The 19,711-nt window shown below is 40.1% G+C and carries 14 protein-coding genes, 3 tRNA genes and 1 pseudogene; 10 read left to right on the top strand and 8 right to left on the bottom strand.

Annotation, left to right across the window (positions count from 1 at the left end):
* Window positions 1-15 precede the first annotated feature (15 nt).
* From B806_RS0117180 to B806_RS0117165, 4 genes are all read left to right on the top strand, one after another.
* Window positions 16-1,425, top strand: coding sequence for a TolC family protein (locus B806_RS0117180; RefSeq protein ID WP_017386416.1), 1,410 nt, complete (start codon window positions 16-18; stop codon window positions 1,423-1,425).
* Window positions 1,425-2,633, top strand: a complete 1,209-nt coding sequence (locus B806_RS0117175; RefSeq protein ID WP_017386415.1) for an efflux RND transporter periplasmic adaptor subunit — start codon at window positions 1,425-1,427, stop codon at window positions 2,631-2,633. The genes B806_RS0117180 and B806_RS0117175 overlap by 1 nt, the downstream gene beginning before the upstream one ends.
* Window positions 2,623-5,781, top strand: coding sequence for a CusA/CzcA family heavy metal efflux RND transporter (locus B806_RS0117170; RefSeq protein ID WP_017403274.1), 3,159 nt, complete (start codon window positions 2,623-2,625; stop codon window positions 5,779-5,781). The genes B806_RS0117175 and B806_RS0117170 overlap by 11 nt, the downstream gene beginning before the upstream one ends.
* A gap of 132 nt (window positions 5,782-5,913) precedes the next feature.
* Window positions 5,914-6,870, top strand: coding sequence for a cation diffusion facilitator family transporter (locus B806_RS0117165; RefSeq protein WP_017386413.1), 957 nt, complete (start codon window positions 5,914-5,916; stop codon window positions 6,868-6,870).
* Between the two features lie 19 nt (window positions 6,871-6,889).
* Here B806_RS0117165 and B806_RS0117160 read toward each other — a convergent pair whose 3' ends face one another.
* On the bottom strand, window positions 6,890-7,228 hold the full coding sequence (locus tag B806_RS0117160) for a hypothetical protein (protein WP_002117013.1): 339 nt from the start codon (window positions 7,226-7,228) through the stop codon (window positions 6,890-6,892).
* Window positions 7,229-7,501: 273 nt separating this feature from the next.
* Here B806_RS0117160 and B806_RS0117155 point away from each other — a divergent pair.
* Window positions 7,502-8,453, top strand: a pseudogene (locus B806_RS0117155) (hypothetical protein).
* Window positions 8,454-8,543: 90 nt separating this feature from the next.
* Here B806_RS0117155 and B806_RS0117150 read toward each other — a convergent pair.
* The 7 genes from B806_RS0117150 to B806_RS0117120 all read right to left on the bottom strand — a co-directional run bounded on the left by B806_RS0117150 (window position 8,544) and on the right by B806_RS0117120 (window position 13,469).
* Window positions 8,544-8,619 (bottom strand) — tRNA-Glu (locus B806_RS0117150).
* Window positions 8,620-8,740: 121 nt separating this feature from the next.
* Window positions 8,741-9,640, bottom strand: coding sequence for a hypothetical protein (locus B806_RS0117145; protein WP_079381021.1), 900 nt, complete (start codon window positions 9,638-9,640; stop codon window positions 8,741-8,743).
* 120 nt (window positions 9,641-9,760) lie between these two features.
* Entirely contained in the window at window positions 9,761-11,182 is a 1,422-nt protein-coding gene (locus B806_RS0117140) for an amino acid permease (RefSeq protein ID WP_025466040.1), read from the bottom strand.
* Between the two features lie 128 nt (window positions 11,183-11,310).
* Window positions 11,311-11,386 (bottom strand) — tRNA-Glu (locus tag B806_RS0117135).
* Between the two features lie 25 nt (window positions 11,387-11,411).
* Window positions 11,412-11,487: transfer RNA gene (locus B806_RS0117130), tRNA-Ala, on the bottom strand.
* Between the two features lie 57 nt (window positions 11,488-11,544).
* Window positions 11,545-13,053, bottom strand: coding sequence for a glutamate--tRNA ligase (gltX, locus tag B806_RS0117125; RefSeq protein ID WP_017387062.1), 1,509 nt, complete (start codon window positions 13,051-13,053; stop codon window positions 11,545-11,547).
* Between the two features lie 116 nt (window positions 13,054-13,169).
* On the bottom strand, window positions 13,170-13,469 hold the full coding sequence (locus tag B806_RS0117120) for a hypothetical protein (RefSeq protein WP_002116889.1): 300 nt from the start codon (window positions 13,467-13,469) through the stop codon (window positions 13,170-13,172).
* A 399-nt stretch (window positions 13,470-13,868) separates the two neighbouring features.
* On the opposite strand from B806_RS0117120, the gene B806_RS0117115 reads away from it, so the two are divergent.
* The 5 genes from B806_RS0117115 to B806_RS0117095 all read left to right on the top strand — a co-directional run bounded on the left by B806_RS0117115 (window position 13,869) and on the right by B806_RS0117095 (window position 19,704).
* Window positions 13,869-14,870: a sulfate ABC transporter substrate-binding protein gene (locus B806_RS0117115; protein WP_017387061.1), complete on the top strand. Its 1,002-nt coding sequence runs from the start codon at window positions 13,869-13,871 to the stop codon at window positions 14,868-14,870.
* 231 nt (window positions 14,871-15,101) lie between these two features.
* Window positions 15,102-16,025: a 16S rRNA (cytosine(1402)-N(4))-methyltransferase RsmH gene (rsmH, locus tag B806_RS0117110; protein ID WP_002116998.1), complete on the top strand. Its 924-nt coding sequence runs from the start codon at window positions 15,102-15,104 to the stop codon at window positions 16,023-16,025.
* Window positions 16,025-16,357, top strand: coding sequence for a cell division protein FtsL (gene ftsL, locus B806_RS0117105; protein WP_002116847.1), 333 nt, complete (start codon window positions 16,025-16,027; stop codon window positions 16,355-16,357). Before rsmH ends, ftsL begins: the two co-directional genes overlap by 1 nt.
* A gap of 11 nt (window positions 16,358-16,368) precedes the next feature.
* Window positions 16,369-18,201, top strand: a complete 1,833-nt coding sequence (ftsI, locus tag B806_RS0117100; protein WP_002117016.1) for a penicillin-binding protein PBP3 — start codon at window positions 16,369-16,371, stop codon at window positions 18,199-18,201.
* Between the two features lie 3 nt (window positions 18,202-18,204).
* Complete coding sequence (locus tag B806_RS0117095) at window positions 18,205-19,704, top strand: UDP-N-acetylmuramoyl-L-alanyl-D-glutamate--2,6-diaminopimelate ligase (protein ID WP_017403273.1); 1,500 nt, start codon at window positions 18,205-18,207, stop codon at window positions 19,702-19,704.
* Window positions 19,705-19,711 lie beyond the last annotated feature (7 nt).

Genomic DNA, 19,711 nt, shown 5'->3' with positions numbered 1-19,711 from the left:
TCATAGGGTTATTTTATGTCTATTTTTTTATACAAAAAAAGTTTCGTTAGTCTGAGTACGTCTTGGGTACTTAAATCATTAGTTGTTGCTGTTGCACTTTCAACTGGTGTCGTAACAAACGCAGCCAGTTCAAATCAGAACCTTGCTGAGAATACACAACTACAGCGTGTACAGAATGTTTTAACGTTTGAACAGGTGCTCGATCAGGTTAAGCAGTTTCAGACTCAAACAGGAATTTGGCAAACTCAACAAGATATCGCCGAGAGCAATATCAAACAGAGCCAGCTATGGGAAAATCCGACGGTTTCTGTACAGCAAACGGGTTTTAAATCTGGAAAAGATCAGGAATTAGAACTTGGGATCTCGCAAAAACTAGATATTTTTGGTGTACGTTCCGCAGCAAAAAAACTGGCAAGTGTTCAGCAAAATCAAGTTGAGTTAAATCAGGTTTTATATCAGGCTCAACTGAAGCTGGCGGTAAAATATTTATGGTCACAAGTATCTATTTTAGAGCTTGAACATGAAGTTGCTAAAGCCCAGTTAAGAACGAGTAAAAATCTTCTTGATGCTACCCGCTTACGCTTTCAGGCAGGCAGTATTGCTCAGGTTGATTTAGATCGAACTCTTATGACGCATGTTGAAAATCAGCGTTTATATCAGGAAGTTGAATTATCACTGAGTAGTGCTAAAAGAAAATTGGCTAACTTATGGGGTGAGACAGAAGATAACTTCACGTTACGTCCAGATATAAAAAGTGTGTGGCCTTTAAAAAATGAAAGTGATATCGACCAATATTTAAAACAGAATTTGTTAGAACAGTCCCTACGGCTTCAAGCAATACAACAAAATTCTGAAATTAATTATTTAAAGGCAAAAAATCGGCCTACGCCTACTGTAAATATGGGTGTGGTTCGTAGTAAAACCGCAGAAACGAGCAGTACCGAAAATCAGATTCGAGTAGGTATTGCAGTTCCTTTAAATATTTTTAATCGCCAGCAATATGCACTCAAAGTTGCACAAAGCAAACTCGATTTAATTGACCAGCAGCAAAGCTTTTATAAAAAGCAAAGCCAGAATTCTATTCGTACTCTACAGTACGAGTTAGCGGGTCTAAAGCAGCAATATAATTTAATGAATGAGCAGCAACTCCCTTTATCAGAGACGGTACAAGAGAAAATGCTGCTTGGCTTTAAAGTCGGTAAATTTGCAATTACCGATGTTCAGCAATCTACCCTTCAATTACAAGAACAACGTTTGAAGAAAGTTCAACTCCTTAAATCTGCTTGGCAAAAAGCAATTGAGGCAGAAAGTTTAGCTCTCGGGATCGATCCAAATATGGTGATGTCTGGAGATGCATTAAATCAAATTAATCAAAATTTATGGCAAGACACCTATAAGTTGCCGACAGTTGGAGGGGCAGAGTAATGTCAGTTAAAAAAATGAAAAACCAATGGTTTATTGCTATTTTGCTGCTGATCGTCTGCCTTGCTTTAAGTGCTTGGTTATTTTTCTCTGGAAAAAAACAGCCTAATACTGATGAAGGTGAAGAAGAGCATGCAGAGGGTGAAGCTGGTCATGAAGAATCTGAAAAAGAGGAAGGCAGTTTAAACTTAACTTCTAAGCAACTGGTTGAATATGGTGTGAAGTTAGAGCAAGTAGGGCGTGGAGAAGTTGAACAGAGCCTCTCTTATCCTGCCAAACTGGTCGTAAACACAGACCAGCAAGCACATGTCTCTTCAACTTTTTCTGCACGAGTAGACAGCGTAAATGTTGCACTAGGACAACAAGTTGAAAAGGGTCAGGCACTTGCGACTTTATTTGTACCAGATTTGGTCGATCAGCAAGCTAACTTAAGCATGGCGCAAGAAGCGTTGACATTAGCGCAGCAAGATTATCAGCGTGAAAAGCAATTGTGGGAGCAAGGTGTTTCAGCACGTCAAGATTATCAGCGTGCTTACAATGCCTATCGTCAGGCGCAAATTCAGGTACAAGCTGCAAATAGTCGTTTAAGTGCCTTGGGAGCGAATCGCTCAAGTAAAGGTCGATATGTTTTGACTGCGCCTTTAAGCGGTGTAATCAGTAATAAAGATATTGTCATTGGTGAGCAAATTGGTCCTGAAAAACAATTATTTGTTATTGATCGCCTAGATCAGTTATGGGTCGAATTTGTGCTACCAAGTGCAAATACCAATATTCAGCCTAATCAGGAAATTGAATTTAAATCACTGCAAACTAACAACATTTTTAAAGCACAGGTACAAAGTTTAACTTCAGAAGCGGATACTCAAACTGGTCGTCTACAGGTTCGTGCCAAGGTACTCACACCTTCAAAAGAATTACGTCCTAACTTAATGGTCAATGTATTACTTAAACAAAATAATGCAGCGACTGTATTACGAGTTAGTAAGACAGCGATACAACAGATTGATGGAAAGAATGTCGTCTTTGTTGCAAAACAGGAGAAAGACAAAATTCATTTTGCTCCTGTTGCGGTAGAGTTAGGCAATTATTCTTCAGATGCACAATGGGTCGAGGTTAAATCTGGAATTACCGAAAAGCAGCAATATGTGACTCAAGGTAGTTTCTTGCTCAAGTCCGAACTTGAAAAAGGGGAGGCTGAGCATGGACATTAATAAACCTGATTTGCCAAAGGCTGAAGGTTTGTTTGATCGAATTATTCAGTTTTCAATTAACAACGCCATTTGGGTCATGATGTTTGTTATTGCTTGGATTGGTGTCGGAATTTATAGCTATCAAAAACTTTCAATTGATGCTGTGCCTGATATCACCAATGTACAGGTGCAGATCAATAGTCAGGCCAATGGTTTTACAGCACCTGAAGTTGAGCAAAGAATTACTTATCCGATTGAAAATGCCATGTCTGGTATTCCCAATCTGGAACAGACTCGTTCAATTTCCAGATATGGTCTTTCTCAGGTCACGATTATCTTTAAAGATGGTACTGACATTTACTGGGCAAGACAGCTGATTAACCAACGTTTACAAGAAGCTAAGAGTGCTTTACCAGATAGCATTGATCCGCAAATGTCTCCAATTTCGACTGGACTCGGTGAGATTTATCAATGGGTGGTAAAAGCAGAGCCAAATGCTAAAAAAGCAGATGGTTCAGCCTATAGCGCGATGGACCTGCGTGAAATTCAAGACTGGATTATTCGGCCCCAGTTACAACGTGTACAAGGGGTAGCCGAGGTTAATAGCATTGGTGGATATAACAAAACCTATGTGGTCTCTCCAGATCTGACACGGTTACAACAGTTGCAAATTCCACTCACCGACTTACAGGATGCGCTTCAAAATAATAATGAAAACCGCGGTGCTGGATTTATTGAAGAGAATGGTCAGCAACTCACAGTTCGTGTTCCGGGTATGCTGACATCGATACAAGATATCCAGAATGTTACGGTCGCCACTAAAAACGGTTTACCTATACGGGTTGCGGATGTAGCGTCAGTATCGATTGGTCATGATTTGCGTACAGGTGGTGCTACCTATAATGGACAGGAAACTGTTTTAGGTATCGCCATGATGATGATGGGTGAAAACAGTAAAACTATTGCTAAGGCGATTGACGACAAAGTTCAGGAAATTCAAAGATCACTCCCTCAGGGCGTGGTGATTGAAACAGTCTATGATCGTAGTAGCCTCGTAGATAAAGCGATTAAAACAGTAGCTAAAAATTTGATTGAAGGGGCGATTTTAGTCATCGTTATCCTTTTTATTTTTTTAGGAAACTTTCGCGCCGCTTTAATCACTGCTTGTATTATCCCGTTGGCAATGCTTTTTACCTTAACGGGTATGGCCGAACAAAAAATCAGTGCTAACCTCATGAGCTTGGGGGCTTTGGACTTCGGGATCATTGTTGATGGGGCCGTTGTTATTGTTGAAAACTGTATTCGGCGTTTGGCTGAAGCACAACATTTAAAAGGTCGTTTATTAACACGTTCAGAACGTTTCACGGAGGTCTTTCTAGCCGCTAAACAAGCACGCCGACCATTAATATTTGGTCAGATCATCATTATGGTCGTGTACTTGCCAATTTTTGCTTTGGCAGGTGTAGAAGCAAAAATGTTCCACCCTATGGCAATGACCGTCGTTTTAGCGTTATTGGGTGCAATTATTTTATCTGTGACCTTTGTTCCGGCAGCAGTAGCTCTGTTTGTTACGGGTGAAGTGAAGGAAAAAGAAAGCCGCTGGATGATGACGCTGAAAAAAGGTTATGCAGGCTTACTCGATAAAGCATATGCCTTTCGATATGTTGTTGTCACAGCAGCGGTCAGCATCTTAATTTTGACAAGTGCTATTGCAACAAGAGTGGGGAGTGAGTTCGCACCTCAACTCAGTGAGGGTGATTTTGCATTACAACTCATGCGTGCACCGAGCACAGGCATAGAAGAGTCGCTTAAAATTCAGGAGAACGTCGAAAAGCAGTTACTCAAAGCTTTCCCTGAAATTAAAGCCATTTTTGCAAGAACAGGAACAGCCGAGGTCGCTACAGATGTCATGCCTCCAAATATTTCCGATGGTATTGTTCTATTAAAACCACACGATCAATGGCCAAACCCTAAAGAAACGATAGATGAATTGCGGACCAGAATGCTGCAATTCGTGAATCAGATTCCTGGTAATAACAGTGAATTCTCGCAACCGATTGAACTACGTTTTAATGAACTCATTTCAGGTGTCCGTAGTGATATCGGTGTGAAAATTTTTGGGGATGATATGCAGGTCCTTAATCAGGAAGCAGAAAAAATAGCCCAACAGCTACGTAGCATTCCAGGTGCCAGTGAAGTCAAAGTTGAACAGACTGATGGTTTGCCATTACTTAATGTAGATGTTGATCATGCATTGGCTGCCCAATACGGATTATCAGTCAAGTCTATTCAGGATATTGTCGCTGCGAGTATTGGAGGACAGAGTGTAGGGCAAATTTTACAGGGCGATAGACGTTTCGATTTCGTGATTCGTTTACAGGAAAACATGCGTACGCCTCAGCAGCTAGCACAATTACCGATTCGCTTACCAAACGGCGGTCTGATCCAGTTACAAGACGTTGCTAAAGTTGAAAATATTCTGGGCCTTGCTCAAGTGAGCCGTGAAAATGGTAAGCGCCGAGTTATTGTGACGGCAAATGTACGTGATCGTGACCTTGGGTCTTTTGTACAAGAGATGCAAAGCAAACTGGCGCAGCAAAAGCTACCTAGCGGTTATTGGTTGGGTTATGGAGGGCAATTTGAGAATCTTGCTTCTGCCACTGCAAGAATGCAAATCGTTGTGCCGATGGCGCTCATCATGATCTTTGTGTTGCTGATGGCTGTATTCAGTAATTTTAAAGATAGCTTACTGGTATTTAGCGGGGTTCCTTTCGCTTTGTCTGGCGGATTAGTGGCTTTGTGGCTGAGAGATATTCCGCTTTCTATGTCTGCTGGAGTCGGGTTTATCGCTTTATCAGGTGTTGCGGTATTGAATGGTTTGGTCATGCTCACATTCATTAAAGAGCTAAGAGCAACCCTAGATGTTCATGCGGCTACTTGGAAAGGTGCTGTACTGCGACTACGCCCTGTATTAATGACGGCATTTGTTGCTTCACTTGGTTTTATTCCAATGGCTTTGGCAACTGGAACTGGTGCAGAGGTACAACGACCTTTGGCAACTGTAGTAATCGGTGGCATTATTTCATCTACGATACTAACGCTGGTTTTATTGCCAGTCATTTATCGATGGATGAATGAAAGCAAGACGAATAAAGTTGAGCATTCATAATGTCATCGATTTGAGATATCTTTTTTGATGAAAAAGTTTGAGTCAGAAAAGTATTTGAAACAGGTAAAGGTAAACATGCATTCATGGTTACTTTTACCTCACCATAAAGATAAATAATAAGGAGTCCGCAAAATGGGTGGACAACATGGTCATGACCATAGTCATGCTGTAGTGACTGAAGGTAATGCCAAGAAATTAACGATTGCCTTGGCGCTTACTACGACATTTTTAATTGTTGAGGTTATTGCAGGTTTAATCACACAAAGTCTGGCATTGCTCTCTGACGCTGCGCATATGTTTACAGATGCAGCTGCTTTGGCAATTGCTCTGGTCGCAATTCAGATTTCAAAACGTCCCGCTGATAATAAGCGTACTTTTGGTTATCAGCGCTTTGAAATTCTGGCCGCTTTATTTAATGCACTCATGCTGTTCGTGGTGGCAATTTATATTTTATATGAAGCCTATATTCGTTTCTCTAAGCCACCTGAAATTCAAAGTGTGGGTATGTTGGTTGTAGCGACTATTGGTTTGGTAATTAACCTCATCTCAATGAAAATCCTCATGTCGAGTGCTAATAACAGCTTAAATGTCAAAGGCGCTTATTTAGAGGTATTGAGTGATGCGCTAGGCTCGGTTGGCGTTATTATTGGTGCAGTTGTGATTTACTTTACCAACTGGTACTGGGTCGATACGATTATTGCGGTACTGATTGGATTTTGGGTGCTGCCAAGAACATGGGTTTTACTTAAGCAAAGTATTAACATTTTGCTCGAAGGTGTACCCGAAGAGGTTGATATTGAGAAGCTACGTGCAGATTTACTTTCTTTAAATGGTGTTGAGAGTATTCACCAACTCAAAGTGTGGGCGATTACTTCTAAAAATATCCATTTAACCGTGCACTTATTTGCTCCTGAAGCTGACCGTACCAAGTTGTATCAAGATGCTGTTGAAATGCTTTCTCATGAACATGGTATTGGTGAAGTGACATTGCAAATTGAGGACGATGCCGAGATCAATTGTCAGCATATTGCTCAGCATGCTTCGCACAAACATGATGATGCAGACAATACACATTCACATCAGCATTAAGCTGATGTGAACAGTTTTTTTAAATTTCCCATTCGTTATTGCAGTCACGGCATTTCCAGTGTTTTTGTGACTGCATAAATGCTTGCATAGACAGTTTAAAATCAGGCAAATCACGCCAGAACATAAAACCTGCCCCTACAGTAACCACAAATGCAACTACTGTTGCGATTTGAAGAGAACTACCTGCACCATTGCCAAAAATCCACATAAAGATGCTAATGACTACTAACAGTAAAAGCACAAAAATTGCAGGAATCAAGATAACCAAACTTTTAGGAACGACAGGTTTTGCGCTGTTCACGCCTTGGCTCACAGGCATAATTTTAACACTTTGACATTTAGGGCAACGATATTGCATGAGAACTCCACATTTAGTTTGAATCTATTCTAACGGAAATGAGCAGAAAGAAAAAAATTTGTAAGATATCGATGAAATGCGTTGAGTTAGCAGAAAAATTACTTATGAATAAACAAAGAAATATAAAAAACAGATGATTTACTCGTACACATAAAAATTAAAATAATATTGTAGAGCATGCTAATCTACAGAAAAATGAAGTGTGATTAGCACAATAAATGAGCTTAAATACTCGAATAGGATGTGGGATAAATATAAAAAGGAGAGAGGGACTTGGGTCAACAAGATGACAATAAGTCGCAGCCTACAACGACAGCATCGGTTTTAGCTACCCCAGATACCGCTAAACCGTCATTATCTCGTCGATTACTGCATAAGACATTGCAACATGCCCAAGATGCAGTTGGGTTTGCTAGCGACACGACACGTAATATTGCAGAGGTTGCTGATGCTGCTTTGGACGCGCTCGATCAAGTAACTACTCATACACGACGTGGAGTTGTCGGAATGACAAATCTGGCAGCAGGCACGGTAAGAGATATGGTATCTGAAACCAGTGAAACAGCACGCCAAGTCGCGTTGATTATGGCGCGAACTTTTTTGGGCAAAAGTACCTTAACGTTGTACTTACCCGAAATGTTATTAAATAATCAAATTCGTAAGCGCATTGATCGCTCCGAAATTGATGATATTAAAATTAAATGCGGCAATGACAGTTTCCAAGTCGAGATCGATGGGCATTATCATCGCTTCATGTATCGTTTGTTTAAGTTTAGATTTTAAAGTATTGGAATGCCGTATTGGGCAGGAAAAATTCTTACGCCTACGTCAAATGGATGAAAGCCTTGATGTTCAGATTCGACATGGCGGCATCTTGTCAAATTGGGCTGTGCGCCGTATTGGTCGAGTTGGTTTCGAAGTCGTAAATATGTTGCCTATTCCATCACTCATTAATCACTTGATTGGCGATATTCCCGGAATCCAACGCGATGGGCATCGCATGTGGTTTATTGACCTAGAGCAAGCAGGATTTATTGACTTTATTAACAACCGTTCATGGATGGTTGAAAAGCTTTTAAGTTTGACTGATTTTAGTATTTTACCAGGCTTGAATATTTTGAGAGAAAGTCGCGAGCTTGTGCAGCAGCTCGTAGATCAGTTTGAAATTAGAGGACTGCGAGTGCAGTCAGGTCGCCTTGAAGTACAAGTAGGAATTGCGGGTTGATAGAGCATATGAAAAGCTAATCATTGATTGGCTTTTTATTTTTTAGGCAAGAAAAAAGCCACTGACGTTATGCAGTGGCTTTTTAGAATTTGGCGTCCCTACGGGGATTCGAACCCCGGTTACCGCCGTGAAAGGGCGATGTCCTAGGCCTCTAGACGATAGGGACGTTTCAGAGGTGGGCGTATATTAGGTCGATTTAATAAAAGTGTCAAATAGTTTTCTGAAGAAATATTAAAAAAAACAGTCAAGCGATTAAAAATAACTCAAATTGTAGAAAATATATACATTTAGCCCTCATTTTTCTGAAAAGGTTCAATAATTGCCTTTATAACCGACGGATGTTGTAGATACCCTAAAATCTCATGCGGCTGGTTGGCGAAAGTATAAATTTTCTGATTAATAATGGCAGGTTCAAAATTAAATGGAGCTTCGCACAATGGAAATGCAGTCAAAAAATCATCCTGAGAGTAAAAATTAAACCAATCACCGTAAATACATGGCGGTCTAGAAATTGGACTCGGGAGCTTACTTTGAATTACGCGAAAAGATAAAGGAGAAGCTAAGGTGATAAAGCGTTTAACCGAAAAGTGATAAGAGGGATCAGATAATAATTGAAAAGCAATAACTGAACCGAGAGAGTGTCCAACCACAACATAGTCTTCTTCTTCTCGCATTTTCTTTAAAATTCTTTGATGTACTTCCTCCATAAACTCTGGATTAGATAGATACATATAGGTTTCGATGAGGAATTGTTGAATCAAACTTTCATGCAGTTTAGGAAAGTTATTTAATAAAACAACTAGTTCTTTCAGTACACGATCTTTAACTAATTGAGAAGTGAGATAAAGCCGTTCTGAGAAGCTTTTATCAGTTTGATCGGTTGAGGGACGTAACAACGGAACAAATGGAGTGTGCTCTCTAGTAGGAGGATTACTTGGGTGTACGTTAATAGGGAAATAATTATTAAAAAATGATTTAGGTAATAACGTGTTAAGGTCTAATTGGTTACTTAATTGGTATTTGGTCATTAAGTCGCCATAAAATGGCATGTGAATATGAAGATCACGAATATTAACTCTGCAAGGCATTTGTTTCAGGCCGAGCTTGAATACTTTTAACCAATGCTCTTTCAAGCGATGTGCTGTGTAGTTTTGTTGATTCATCCCGTGGATAAATATAATTTTCATTCTATACAAGATTTTGTTTTTAATATAAATTTTAATCTACAACGGTATGTTGTTTAAAACCAGTATATAGGCAAAAAAAAGTGTAGCTTTTTGCTACACTTTAATTGAATAACGGCTGGTTTAGTCTTTATTACGATAAAAAATAAAATAACTGACATAACATAAAGCTGTAAAAATAAGACAGCCTACAAAACCAGCGCGCATTTCAGGGTCTGCTGCCATACTCAAGCAAGTAATGAAACAGAAAACAAAACCTAAAATTGGCACAATAGGGAATAAAGGCGCAGCATATTGTAAGTCTTTAACTGTATGACCTGATCTATACCATTGGCGGCGGAAATTGAACTGACTTAAACAAATGCTCATCCATACGATGACCATAGTAAAAGCAGCTACACCCAGCAGATTCTTAAAAATAGTCTCAGGTGCAAATTGCTCTGATAATAAACCTGGAATTGCACCGAACATAGTTACAACTAGAGCTACGATTGGCGTTCCACTTTTTGATAAAGTCGCAAACACACTAGGTAGTAATTTTTGTTCTGATAGAGACCACATCATACGTGAAGCTGCATATAGGCCAGAATTGGCTGCTGAAAGCAGAGCTGTGATGATTACAAACCTAATAATGTCATCCGCATATGGAATGCCAATATAATTAAATACCGTCACAAAAGGACTGCTACTTACACCGTCACCGCCTAAACCTGCAAGTTGGAAAGGAAGTAAGGCGCTAATGACAATGATGGTACCCACAAAGAAAATAAGGAGGCGCCAGATCGCGGCATTAATCGCTTTTGGTACATTTTGAGCCGGATCTTTTGTTTCGCCAGCTGCTACACCAATTAATTCGGTTCCTGAGAAAGCAAAGTTAACAATTAACATGGTCGTAAAAATAGGAATTAAACCATGAGGGAACCAGCCTTGAGCCGTAAGATTGCTAAATAGTGGAGCAGTCTGGGTACCATGGAATGGAATTAAACCAAAAATTGCTAATAGGCCGAGCACAATAAAGGCAATGACAGTAACGACTTTAACAAGAGCCAGCCAAAACTCAGATTCAGCAAAAATACGCGTTGAACTAATATTTAAGCCAAAGATGGTAACTGCAAAAATAATTGTCCAAATCCACATGGAAATCTGCGGGAACCATTCTTGCATGAGTAGAGCTGCGGCAGTGAATTCAGTTCCAAGCGTTGCAGTCCAGGTGAGCCAATACATCCAAGAAATCATATAGCCAGTACTTGGACTGATATATTTTTTGGCGTAGGCACCAAAAGAACCTGAAACAGGCATGTGTACAGCGAGTTCTCCTAGGCAGAGCATGACCATGTAAGCGATCGCGCCACCAAGAATATAGGCAATAATTGCGCCAATAGCTCCAGTTTGTGAAATGACTTCCCCTGAACCTAAAAATAGACCAGTTCCGATCGCTCCGCCCAGTGATAACATCACAAGATGGCGAGTACTCATGGCTCTTTTTAAAGGTGCAGTACTGTTCTGATGCTGATGAGCATCTAGTTGATTGTCAGATGGCTGCATATTACACATTGAGAGAATTAAGAAAGACGCTATTTTAGATAAAATAGACAAATGTGCAATCTAGAAAGAGATAAAGAATAAACAGTAAGGTGACGATAGAGTCTTTTTATAATTTTTAAAGCAGAATATGGCGTCCCTACGGGGATTCGAACCCCGGTTACCGCCGTGAAAGGGCGATGTCCTAGGCCTCTAGACGATAGGGACTTGATGAGGCAAACACAAAGGAGCGTGGTGGAGTCAAGCGGGATCGAACCGCTGACCTCTACAATGCCATTGTAGCGCTCTACCAACTGAGCTATGACCCCAGTTTGTGTGAGCGCAATCTTAGGGTGAATGCGCTCACACGTCAACAAAAAAATGAATTAAACTTCGCTAGTTGCGTCATTTTTCGGCAATTTTAAGCTCTCATTGAGTTTTTCCCAATTTTTAACTTCTTTCTTGCTCGGTCCGCCCACAATTTCTAAGGCATGACGTAAGCGAGCGAAAGTTAAATCAGGCCCAAGCGTAACCATTGATTGCATCACTGGTGTTGAACTCGTTGAACCGGCAATTGCGATAAAGAACGCTGGCATGAAATCACGTAGTTTAATGCCCATCTGATTCGCAAGATCCATTAGGGTTTGGCTAACGGTGTCATTATTCCAAGTAAACTGACCTTCAAGACGCCAAATTGCAAATTGTAAACTTTGACGAACTTGCTCTTGAGTCAATTTTTTACTTTCAAACATTTCAGCAGTAATTTGTGGCATATGGTTAAAATAGAAACCAGCCCAATTCACAGCTTCTGAAAGTAAATTAATACGTGGTTGAATAGCGGCAGCAATGTCTTCTAAAGTGTTGCGATCACTCTTCCATGTTAATAAACGGTCTAATAATTGGCCAGGTGTTAAACCTTTGATCCATTGACCATTTAACCAGTTCAATTTTTCAACGTCAAAAATTGGCCCGCCTAGTGATACACGTTGAATGTCAAAGTTATCCATCATGTCTTGTAATGTGAAAACTTCTCTTTCATCCGGCATTGACCAACCCATGCGGCCTAAATAATTTAACAAGGCTTCTGGTAATACACCGATATCGCGGTAGTAGTTAATTGATGTCGGGTTTTTGCGTTTAGATAGTTTTGATTTATCTGGGTTACGCAACAATGGCATGTGGCAAAGAGTTGGCATTTCCCAACCAAAATATTGGTAAAGCAACTGATGCTTTGGTGCAGAAGGAAGCCATTCTTCACCACGCAATACATGAGTGATTTCCATTAAATGGTCATCAACAACGTTAGCTAAGTGGTAAGTTGGTAAACCATCTGTTTTAAGAAGGACTTGCATATCGACTTGTGCCCAAGGAATTTCAACCTCACCACGTAGCAAGTCATTAAATTTACAAACACCTTCTTCAGGCACTTTCATACGAATGACATGAGGTTCACCCGCTTCAAGACGTCGAGTCACTTCTTCTTGAGAAAGTTTTAAACCGCGGCCGTCATATTTTGGTGTTTCGCCACGTGCTTGTTGTTCAGCACGCATTTGGTCAAGTTCTTCTGCTGTTGCGAAACAGTAAAAAGCATGACCTTTTTCAACAAGTTCTAATGCGTATTGCTTATAAATTCCCATACGTTCAGATTGGCGATATGGTGCATGTGGGCCACCTACATCTGGACCTTCAGACCAATTCAAACCTAACCAACGTAATGAATCCAAAATCATTTTTTCAGACTCTGGTGTAGAACGAAGTTGGTCTGTATCTTCAATCCTTAAAATAAATTCTCCGCCATGTTGTTTCGCAAAACACATGTTAAATAAAGCAATGTAGGCTGTGCCAACATGAGGAAAACCGGTAGGGGAAGGTGCAATACGAGTACGAACTTTCATAGATAATGGGTCAGAATAAAAATTGAAACTATTATAACGAAAAAGCCCAGTATTCTGACGTTTTATTTAACGTCAGGCTGGGCTAAAACTGAAACGAAGAGGGGGTGTTTCAGATTTTAAGAAGCATGGGGCTGAAAGATTGCCTGAACAAAACGTGAAAAACGTTCGTGTTGTGCAGCAAGAAAATTTTGAGTTGGTGTAACGCGAATCGTATTTAGAACTTTAAGCTCATCATTTGTAGAAGGTAACACAATAGGGTTACGTTTCTGCTGATCTAAAGCTTTTTCAATAAGCGAAGTCTGTTTCTCTGAACCAGTTTTGCTTGGAGTGTCTTTAAGTACTGCTGCTGCAGAAAACTGTGATGCCAAACTCAGCACCAAACTTAAGCTTAAAGCTTTTCCATAATGAATTTTCATTGTTAATCATCCCCTCTGTTCATTACATTTCATCTATTTTTTGAGTTTAACAAAATGTAAAATTACGGTAATGCTACGATTTAAACATAAATATTAATAAAAAAGTGGAACTGTGTCACACTTTTTACAAAATTTACCTATATTTTAAACTGGTCGACTCAAATGTAGACCATATGTATCCTTTACGCTTCATTATTTAACAAATTAATGTGTAGATAAAGTGAAGGTCCTAAATAAGTTGTAAGAATAATTACAAAATTTTTCAAAAATGAAATAATTAAGACATTCTAAGCTATATATCTAAAAAAGATTAATAAAAAAGATATAAATATAAGTGATTGATTGTAAAAAATAAAATTAAAAATATAGTTAAACTAAAACGAATGATGGATTTTGTAAATGAAAAAAATATCAATAATAGCTGTCGCTTTATATGTGGGGATAGCGACAACAGCGGTTCAAGCAGCGACCTCTTTTTTAAATGTTTCTTATGATCCGACTCGAGAGTTTTATCAAGAATATAACCAAGCATTTGGTAAATTTTGGAAACAGCGAACAGGGCAAGACGTTGAATTCAAACAGTCACATGGTGGATCTGGCAAACAAGCCCGCGCGGTAGCCACAGGACTTGAAGCTGATGTAGTAACGTTAGCATTAGCGAATGATATTGATGAGATTGTGAAAGCTGGGTTTATTCAGCCGAACTGGCAAAAAGAATTCCCAAATAATTCTGCCCCCTATACGTCAACTGTCGTGTTTCTAGTACGAAAAGGTAACCCGAAAAATATACGCGACTGGAATGATTTAACAAAACCAGGTGTGGAAATTATCACCCCTAACCCTAAAACAGGCGGTGCACCGCGTTGGATTTATCTCTCTGCATGGGGATATGCTTTAAAACAGCCGGGTGGAAATGATGCTAAGGCTCGAGAGTTGGTGAAAAAGCTTTATCACAATGTGAAAGTTCTAGATTCGGGAGCCCGTGGTTCACTTACGACATTTGCCGAACGTGGCATTGGTGATGTTTTGTTGTCTTGGGAAAATGAAGCTTTGTTGGCGACGAAAGGACCTGATAAGGATAAATATCAAATTGTTTATCCATCAGTTTCAATTTTGGCAGAACCATCTGTAGCGATTGTAGATAAAACCGTAGATAAAGATGGAAACCGGACCTTAGCAAAAGGTTATCTGAACTTTTTATATTCACCTTTAGGCCAAGAATTGGCTGCTAAACATTATTTCCGACCGCGTAATGCTCAAGTGGCTGCGAAATATGCAGTGCAATTTCCAAAAATTAAATTATTTACCATTAATGATGTGTTCGGTGGTTGGGCTAAAGCTCAGAAAACTCACTTTGCAAACGGTGCTATTTTTGATCAAATTTATGACGGCAAGCAGTAAATAAAATGATCTAAAAACAATAGTCCAAAAAGAAAACTTAGAAGTTAAATATTCATAAAGAAAGCAAGCAAACTTAAAAAAGTAAGCTTGCTTTCTTTTTTTGCTTAAAAAATGCTAACAAAACGGTTTTATCTATGAAAAATTAATATTTTCCTACAAAAAGCCGTTTGGCGTTGGTCATAAACAAGGTGATAATGTGCAGTTACATTTTTACGCAATGATTTAACACCTATGTCGCATATTTCTGTCTTACTTTTTGAGACCGTTGAGAGCTTATTGGCAGATCGCACAACAGGGGTGTATATCGATGCAACCTTCGGACGAGGTGGGCATACACGTTTATTGCTCTCGAAACTTGATGAAAATGCACGAGTATATGCATTTGATAAAGACCCTCAAGCTTTGGAAGTTGCAGCTGCTTTGGCGCAAGAAGACCCGAGATTTACCATTATTCATGCCAGTTTTGCTGATATTAAAGAAAAAATGCAGGAAATTGGTGTGATGAGTGTTGATGGCATTATGGCTGACTTAGGGGTGTCATCTCCTCAACTCGACCAAGCTGAACGTGGTTTCAGTTTTATGCAGGATGGTCCTCTAGACATGCGAATGGATAATTCTAAGGGATTAACCGCAGCTGAGTGGTTACTTGAAATTGAAGAAGAACAATTAGCAAATATTATTTATCAATATGGCGAAGAACGTTATAGTCGACGTATTGCAAAAGCGATTAAACAAGCTGGAAAACTAGATACAACAGCCCAATTGGCAGAACTTGTTAAAACAGCTCATCCAAAATGGGAAAAACATAAACATCCAGCAACACGTACATTTCAGGCAATTCGTATTGCTATTAATAAAGAACTAGATGATATTGAAGTATTTTTACCACAAGCTGTAGACTTACTAAAACCAAAAGGGCGTTTGTCTGTGATTAGCTTTCATTCTCTTGAAGATCGTTTAATCAAACAATTTATTCAAAAAGAATCGACTTTGGCAGAAGATATTGGCTGGGGAATGCCTCAGCAACAGGTAGATACAAGAAGGTTAAAGAAAATTTCACGGGTTCGTGCGAGTGAAGAAGAAGTAAAAGCGAACCCACGTTCACGTAGTGCATGGCTTCGGGTTGCTGAACGCTTGGAACAAAAAGGCGCGTAATGAAAAGCAGTGATGAAATTGAAACCACCGAAAATAAAGTGGTGAAAAAAGTTGTGGCATACACCGTATTAGTGGCGCTTGTTTTTATCAGTGCCATGATGGTGGTATTTCAAGTATTTGAATATCGTCATGATTATAGAGAGCTCAGCTCTTATATGCGTGAACGTGATGATCTCAATGCTGAATGGGGGCGTTTGCTTATTGAGCAACAAACCTTCGGTGCAACAGCACAGATTGGTACGCGTGCTGTAACTCAACTACGCATGTTTTCGCCACCTGCTGCAGAAACGGTGGTAATTTCTTTACCGATGACCTCAGAGCAAAATAAGTAAGGCCTTGCTGTATGGTAGATAAGCGAACAAAGCAAACACGGAAAAAACAGCAGTCTATTTCGGAAAAACCAACTCTTGCCTTCGATATGTGGCGGTTTTATCTGCTCTGGGCAACAGTACTGCTCTGTTTTGTTGTATTAATTGCACGTGCATTTTATGTGCAAGTGATTAATAAAGACTTTTTACAAAACAAGGCCAATGCCAATATTTTGCGTACGGAACGTATTGAGGCAATGCGTGGGGTTATTAGCGACCGTCATGGTGTGCCTTTGGCCATTAGTACGCCTATTATGAAAATTGTCATTGATCCACGTGATTACTTTGATACCAAGCATTTATATGACGAAATTACAGCGGAATTAAAAAAAGATCCAAATAATCGTAAGTTAAAACGACAATTACCAGATAAAAACCTAAACCTTGATGAGTTGGCGGATGTGGTTGGTTTAGATCGTGCGGATCTAAAAAAACAGATGAATGCGCGTCCACGTTCTCGTTATTTGGTTTTGAAAAAGGAAGTGCCGCCACAACAGGCAGATCTCATTACAAAGGGTAACTTCCAAGGCGTTTATGCTGAGAAAACATATAAACGTTATTATCCTCAACCGCAGCCAAATGCCCAGATTATTGGTTTAACCAATAGCGAAGGCCAAGGGATTGAAGGTTTGGAAATGCAGTTGAATAAACAACTGTCTGGGGTAGATGGTGAGCAAAAAATTATTCGTGATAAACGTGGTAACCGCTTAAAAGTTTCAGAGGTTATTCGTGAAGGTGAGCCAGGCGAAAACATCACTTTAAGTATCGACTCTCGTTTGCAATACATTATGTACCGTGAGTTGACTGCTGCTGGTGTCGCAAATAACGCCCGTTCGGCGACAGCAATTGCTGTAGATGTTAAAACAGGCGAAATTCTGGCTATGACCAGTTGGCCATCTTATAACCCGAATGATAAAAACGGTTTATCTAATAAAGATGCCATGCGTAACCGCGGTGCGATTGATATGTTCGAGCCGGGTTCTACCATGAAGCCTTTTACAGTTTCTGCTGCACTCGAAACTGGACAATATACGCCAAATACGATTGTCAACACTTCACCAGGTTCAATGCGTTTAGGCTGGCATACCATTCGTGATACGCATAATTATGGTGCTTTAACTGTTAGTGGCGTAATTATTAAGTCATCAAACGTGGGTTCGGCAAAAATTGCGTTGTCACTTCCTAAGGAAACATTACCAAGCTTCTTTAACCGTGCTGGCTTTGGTAAGCGTTCTGCTGTGAAGTTCCCTGGTGAAAGCTCTGGTTTAGTACTTCCTGTAAGCAAGTTAAACTCTTCCCAAATTGGTACCATGGCTTACGGTTATGGTCTAAATGCAACTATTCTTCAGTTGGCGCAAGGCTATGCAATGCTTGCAAACCATGGGGTAAAAATGCCTCTAAGTTTGCATAAACTCGACCAAGCTCCTAAAGGTGAGCAAGTTCTTGCTCCAAAAATTGCTGATCAGGTTTTGCTTATGCTTGAGCAGGTGACGATGCCGGGCGGTACTGCAAAGCAAGCTAATATTCCGGGTTATCGCGTTGGTGGTAAAACAGGTACAGCTCATAAACTTCGTGCAGATCGTAAAGGTTATTCAAATAATGAATACCGTGCTTTATTTGCAGGCGTAGCTCCGATTAGTGATCCTCGTTTAGCGGTTATTGTAGTTGTTGAAAATCCACAAGGCCGTTATTACGGTGGTTTGGTTGCGGCCCCTGTTTTCGCACGAATTATGCAAGAATCATTGCGCTTAATGAATGTGCCGCTTGATAAGCCCCTTGATACTCCAGAAAATCCTATTCGCAGGTAAGCTATGTCTGTTTCTTTCCAAGAAATTAATCCAGTCGAGATCGATGCACAGTGGTCTAAACAGCCTTTTCAAGGCTTTAGTTTAGACAGTCGTAAGGTTGCGTCAGGCCAGATCTTTATCGCTTTGACCAGTTATAGCCAACCTGAAAAAACACGCGCTTTTGCTGAGTCAGCTTTAGCTAATGGTGCACTTGCCATTATTAGCGAGACTGAGTTGGGCGTAGCAAATGAGTGGGTGTGTTCTGATGTGCGTCAACGTATGGGTGAGTGGCAAGAACGTTATTTACATCGTATAGACCCCGTGGCACCAGTGCGTATTATTGCAGTGACTGGTACAAATGGTAAAACCACAATTTCGCGTCTAGTGGCTGAATTAATTAGCTCTCAACAACAGCGCTGTGCTGTGATGGGCACTACAGGCAATGGTATTTTACCAGACTTAACACCATCAACTCACACTACGCTTGATGCTTTACAACTGCAAAATGCATTGCATGATTATGCAAAACAAGGTGCGACTTTTGCCTCTTTAGAGGCAAGTTCACATGGTTTGGAACAAGGTCGTTTGAATGGTTGTGCGATTGAGATTGCTGTTTATAGCAATTTGAGTCGTGATCATCTGGATTACCATGGTACTTTAGAGGCTTATGCAGAAGCGAAGGCTCTTTTATTCCATTTTAGCTCTTTAAAAGTAGCCGTTATTAATTTAGATGATGAGCATGCAGCTCTCATGATTAATGCAGCAAAGCAAAATCCTGCTCAACCGAAAATTTTAACGTATTCACTTACTCAAAATACTGCTGATTATTATATTACTGACCTGAGTTACAGTTTAGCAGGGGCGACATTTAATTTAGTGAGTCCGCAAGGTTCTTTTGCTGTGCAAAGTCCATTGTTAGGGCATTTTAATGTCGAAAACTTGGTTGCAGCACTTATTGCTGCTGAGCAAGCAGGTTTTGATTTAAAAGCGCTAGTCGCTTTCGTTCCTCAACTGATTGGTGCACCTGGCCGAATGCAGGTCATTCGTGATGGTGAGCGTTTATTTGTTGTTGATTATGCGCATACACCAGATGCATTAATTCAAGTGCTTAAAACATTAAAACGTCATGTGTCTAATCAACTTTGGGCTGTATTTGGGTGTGGCGGGGACCGCGATCGCGGTAAGCGTCCACTCATGACTCAAGCAGCTTTAGACGGCGCAAATCCAGTTATTTTGACTTCAGATAACCCAAGAACAGAAAACCCTGAACAAATTTTTGCTGACATGAAGCAAGGAGTCGATTTTTCAGGGCACCGTATGCATGAAATTCATGACCGCCGTGAAGCAATTAAATTTGTTGCACAGCAGGCTCAGGCTGGTGATATTGTTGTAATTGCCGGTAAAGGACATGAAAATTATCAAGAAATTAATGGCGTACGTCACTGGTTCGATGATGTTGTTGAAGTGCGTTCTGCGATTGATGCACAACATCACACTGTAGACGCTGCTTACCCTGCACAATAGGACGAAT

This window comes from Acinetobacter sp. TG2027, assembly GCF_000302435.1.
GTDB classification, from domain to species: domain Bacteria; phylum Pseudomonadota; class Gammaproteobacteria; order Pseudomonadales; family Moraxellaceae; genus Acinetobacter; species Acinetobacter pittii.
The sequence above is the reverse complement of the archived record's forward strand: the minus strand, read 5'-3'. Positions and strand labels throughout refer to the sequence as shown.

Bases quoted from the DNA above. Each gene is read 5' to 3' on its own strand.
- B806_RS0117180 (WP_017386416.1), top strand. From the start codon at position 16: ATGTCTATTTTTTTATACAAAAAAAGTTTCGTTAGTCTGAGTACGTCT.
- B806_RS0117175 (WP_017386415.1), top strand. From the start codon at position 1,425: ATGTCAGTTAAAAAAATGAAAAACCAATGGTTTATTGCTATTTTGCTG.
- B806_RS0117170 (WP_017403274.1), top strand. From the start codon at position 2,623: ATGGACATTAATAAACCTGATTTGCCAAAGGCTGAAGGTTTGTTTGAT.
- B806_RS0117165 (WP_017386413.1), top strand. From the start codon at position 5,914: ATGGGTGGACAACATGGTCATGACCATAGTCATGCTGTAGTGACTGAA.
- B806_RS0117160 (WP_002117013.1), bottom strand. From the start codon at position 7,228: ATGCAATATCGTTGCCCTAAATGTCAAAGTGTTAAAATTATGCCTGTG.
- B806_RS0117145 (WP_079381021.1), bottom strand. From the start codon at position 9,640: ATGAAAATTATATTTATCCACGGGATGAATCAACAAAACTACACAGCA.
- B806_RS0117140 (WP_025466040.1), bottom strand. From the start codon at position 11,182: ATGCAGCCATCTGACAATCAACTAGATGCTCATCAGCATCAGAACAGT.
- gltX (WP_017387062.1), bottom strand. From the start codon at position 13,053: ATGAAAGTTCGTACTCGTATTGCACCTTCCCCTACCGGTTTTCCTCAT.
- B806_RS0117120 (WP_002116889.1), bottom strand. From the start codon at position 13,469: ATGAAAATTCATTATGGAAAAGCTTTAAGCTTAAGTTTGGTGCTGAGT.
- B806_RS0117115 (WP_017387061.1), top strand. From the start codon at position 13,869: ATGAAAAAAATATCAATAATAGCTGTCGCTTTATATGTGGGGATAGCG.
- rsmH (WP_002116998.1), top strand. From the start codon at position 15,102: ATGTCGCATATTTCTGTCTTACTTTTTGAGACCGTTGAGAGCTTATTG.
- ftsL (WP_002116847.1), top strand. From the start codon at position 16,025: ATGAAAAGCAGTGATGAAATTGAAACCACCGAAAATAAAGTGGTGAAA.
- ftsI (WP_002117016.1), top strand. From the start codon at position 16,369: ATGGTAGATAAGCGAACAAAGCAAACACGGAAAAAACAGCAGTCTATT.
- B806_RS0117095 (WP_017403273.1), top strand. From the start codon at position 18,205: ATGTCTGTTTCTTTCCAAGAAATTAATCCAGTCGAGATCGATGCACAG.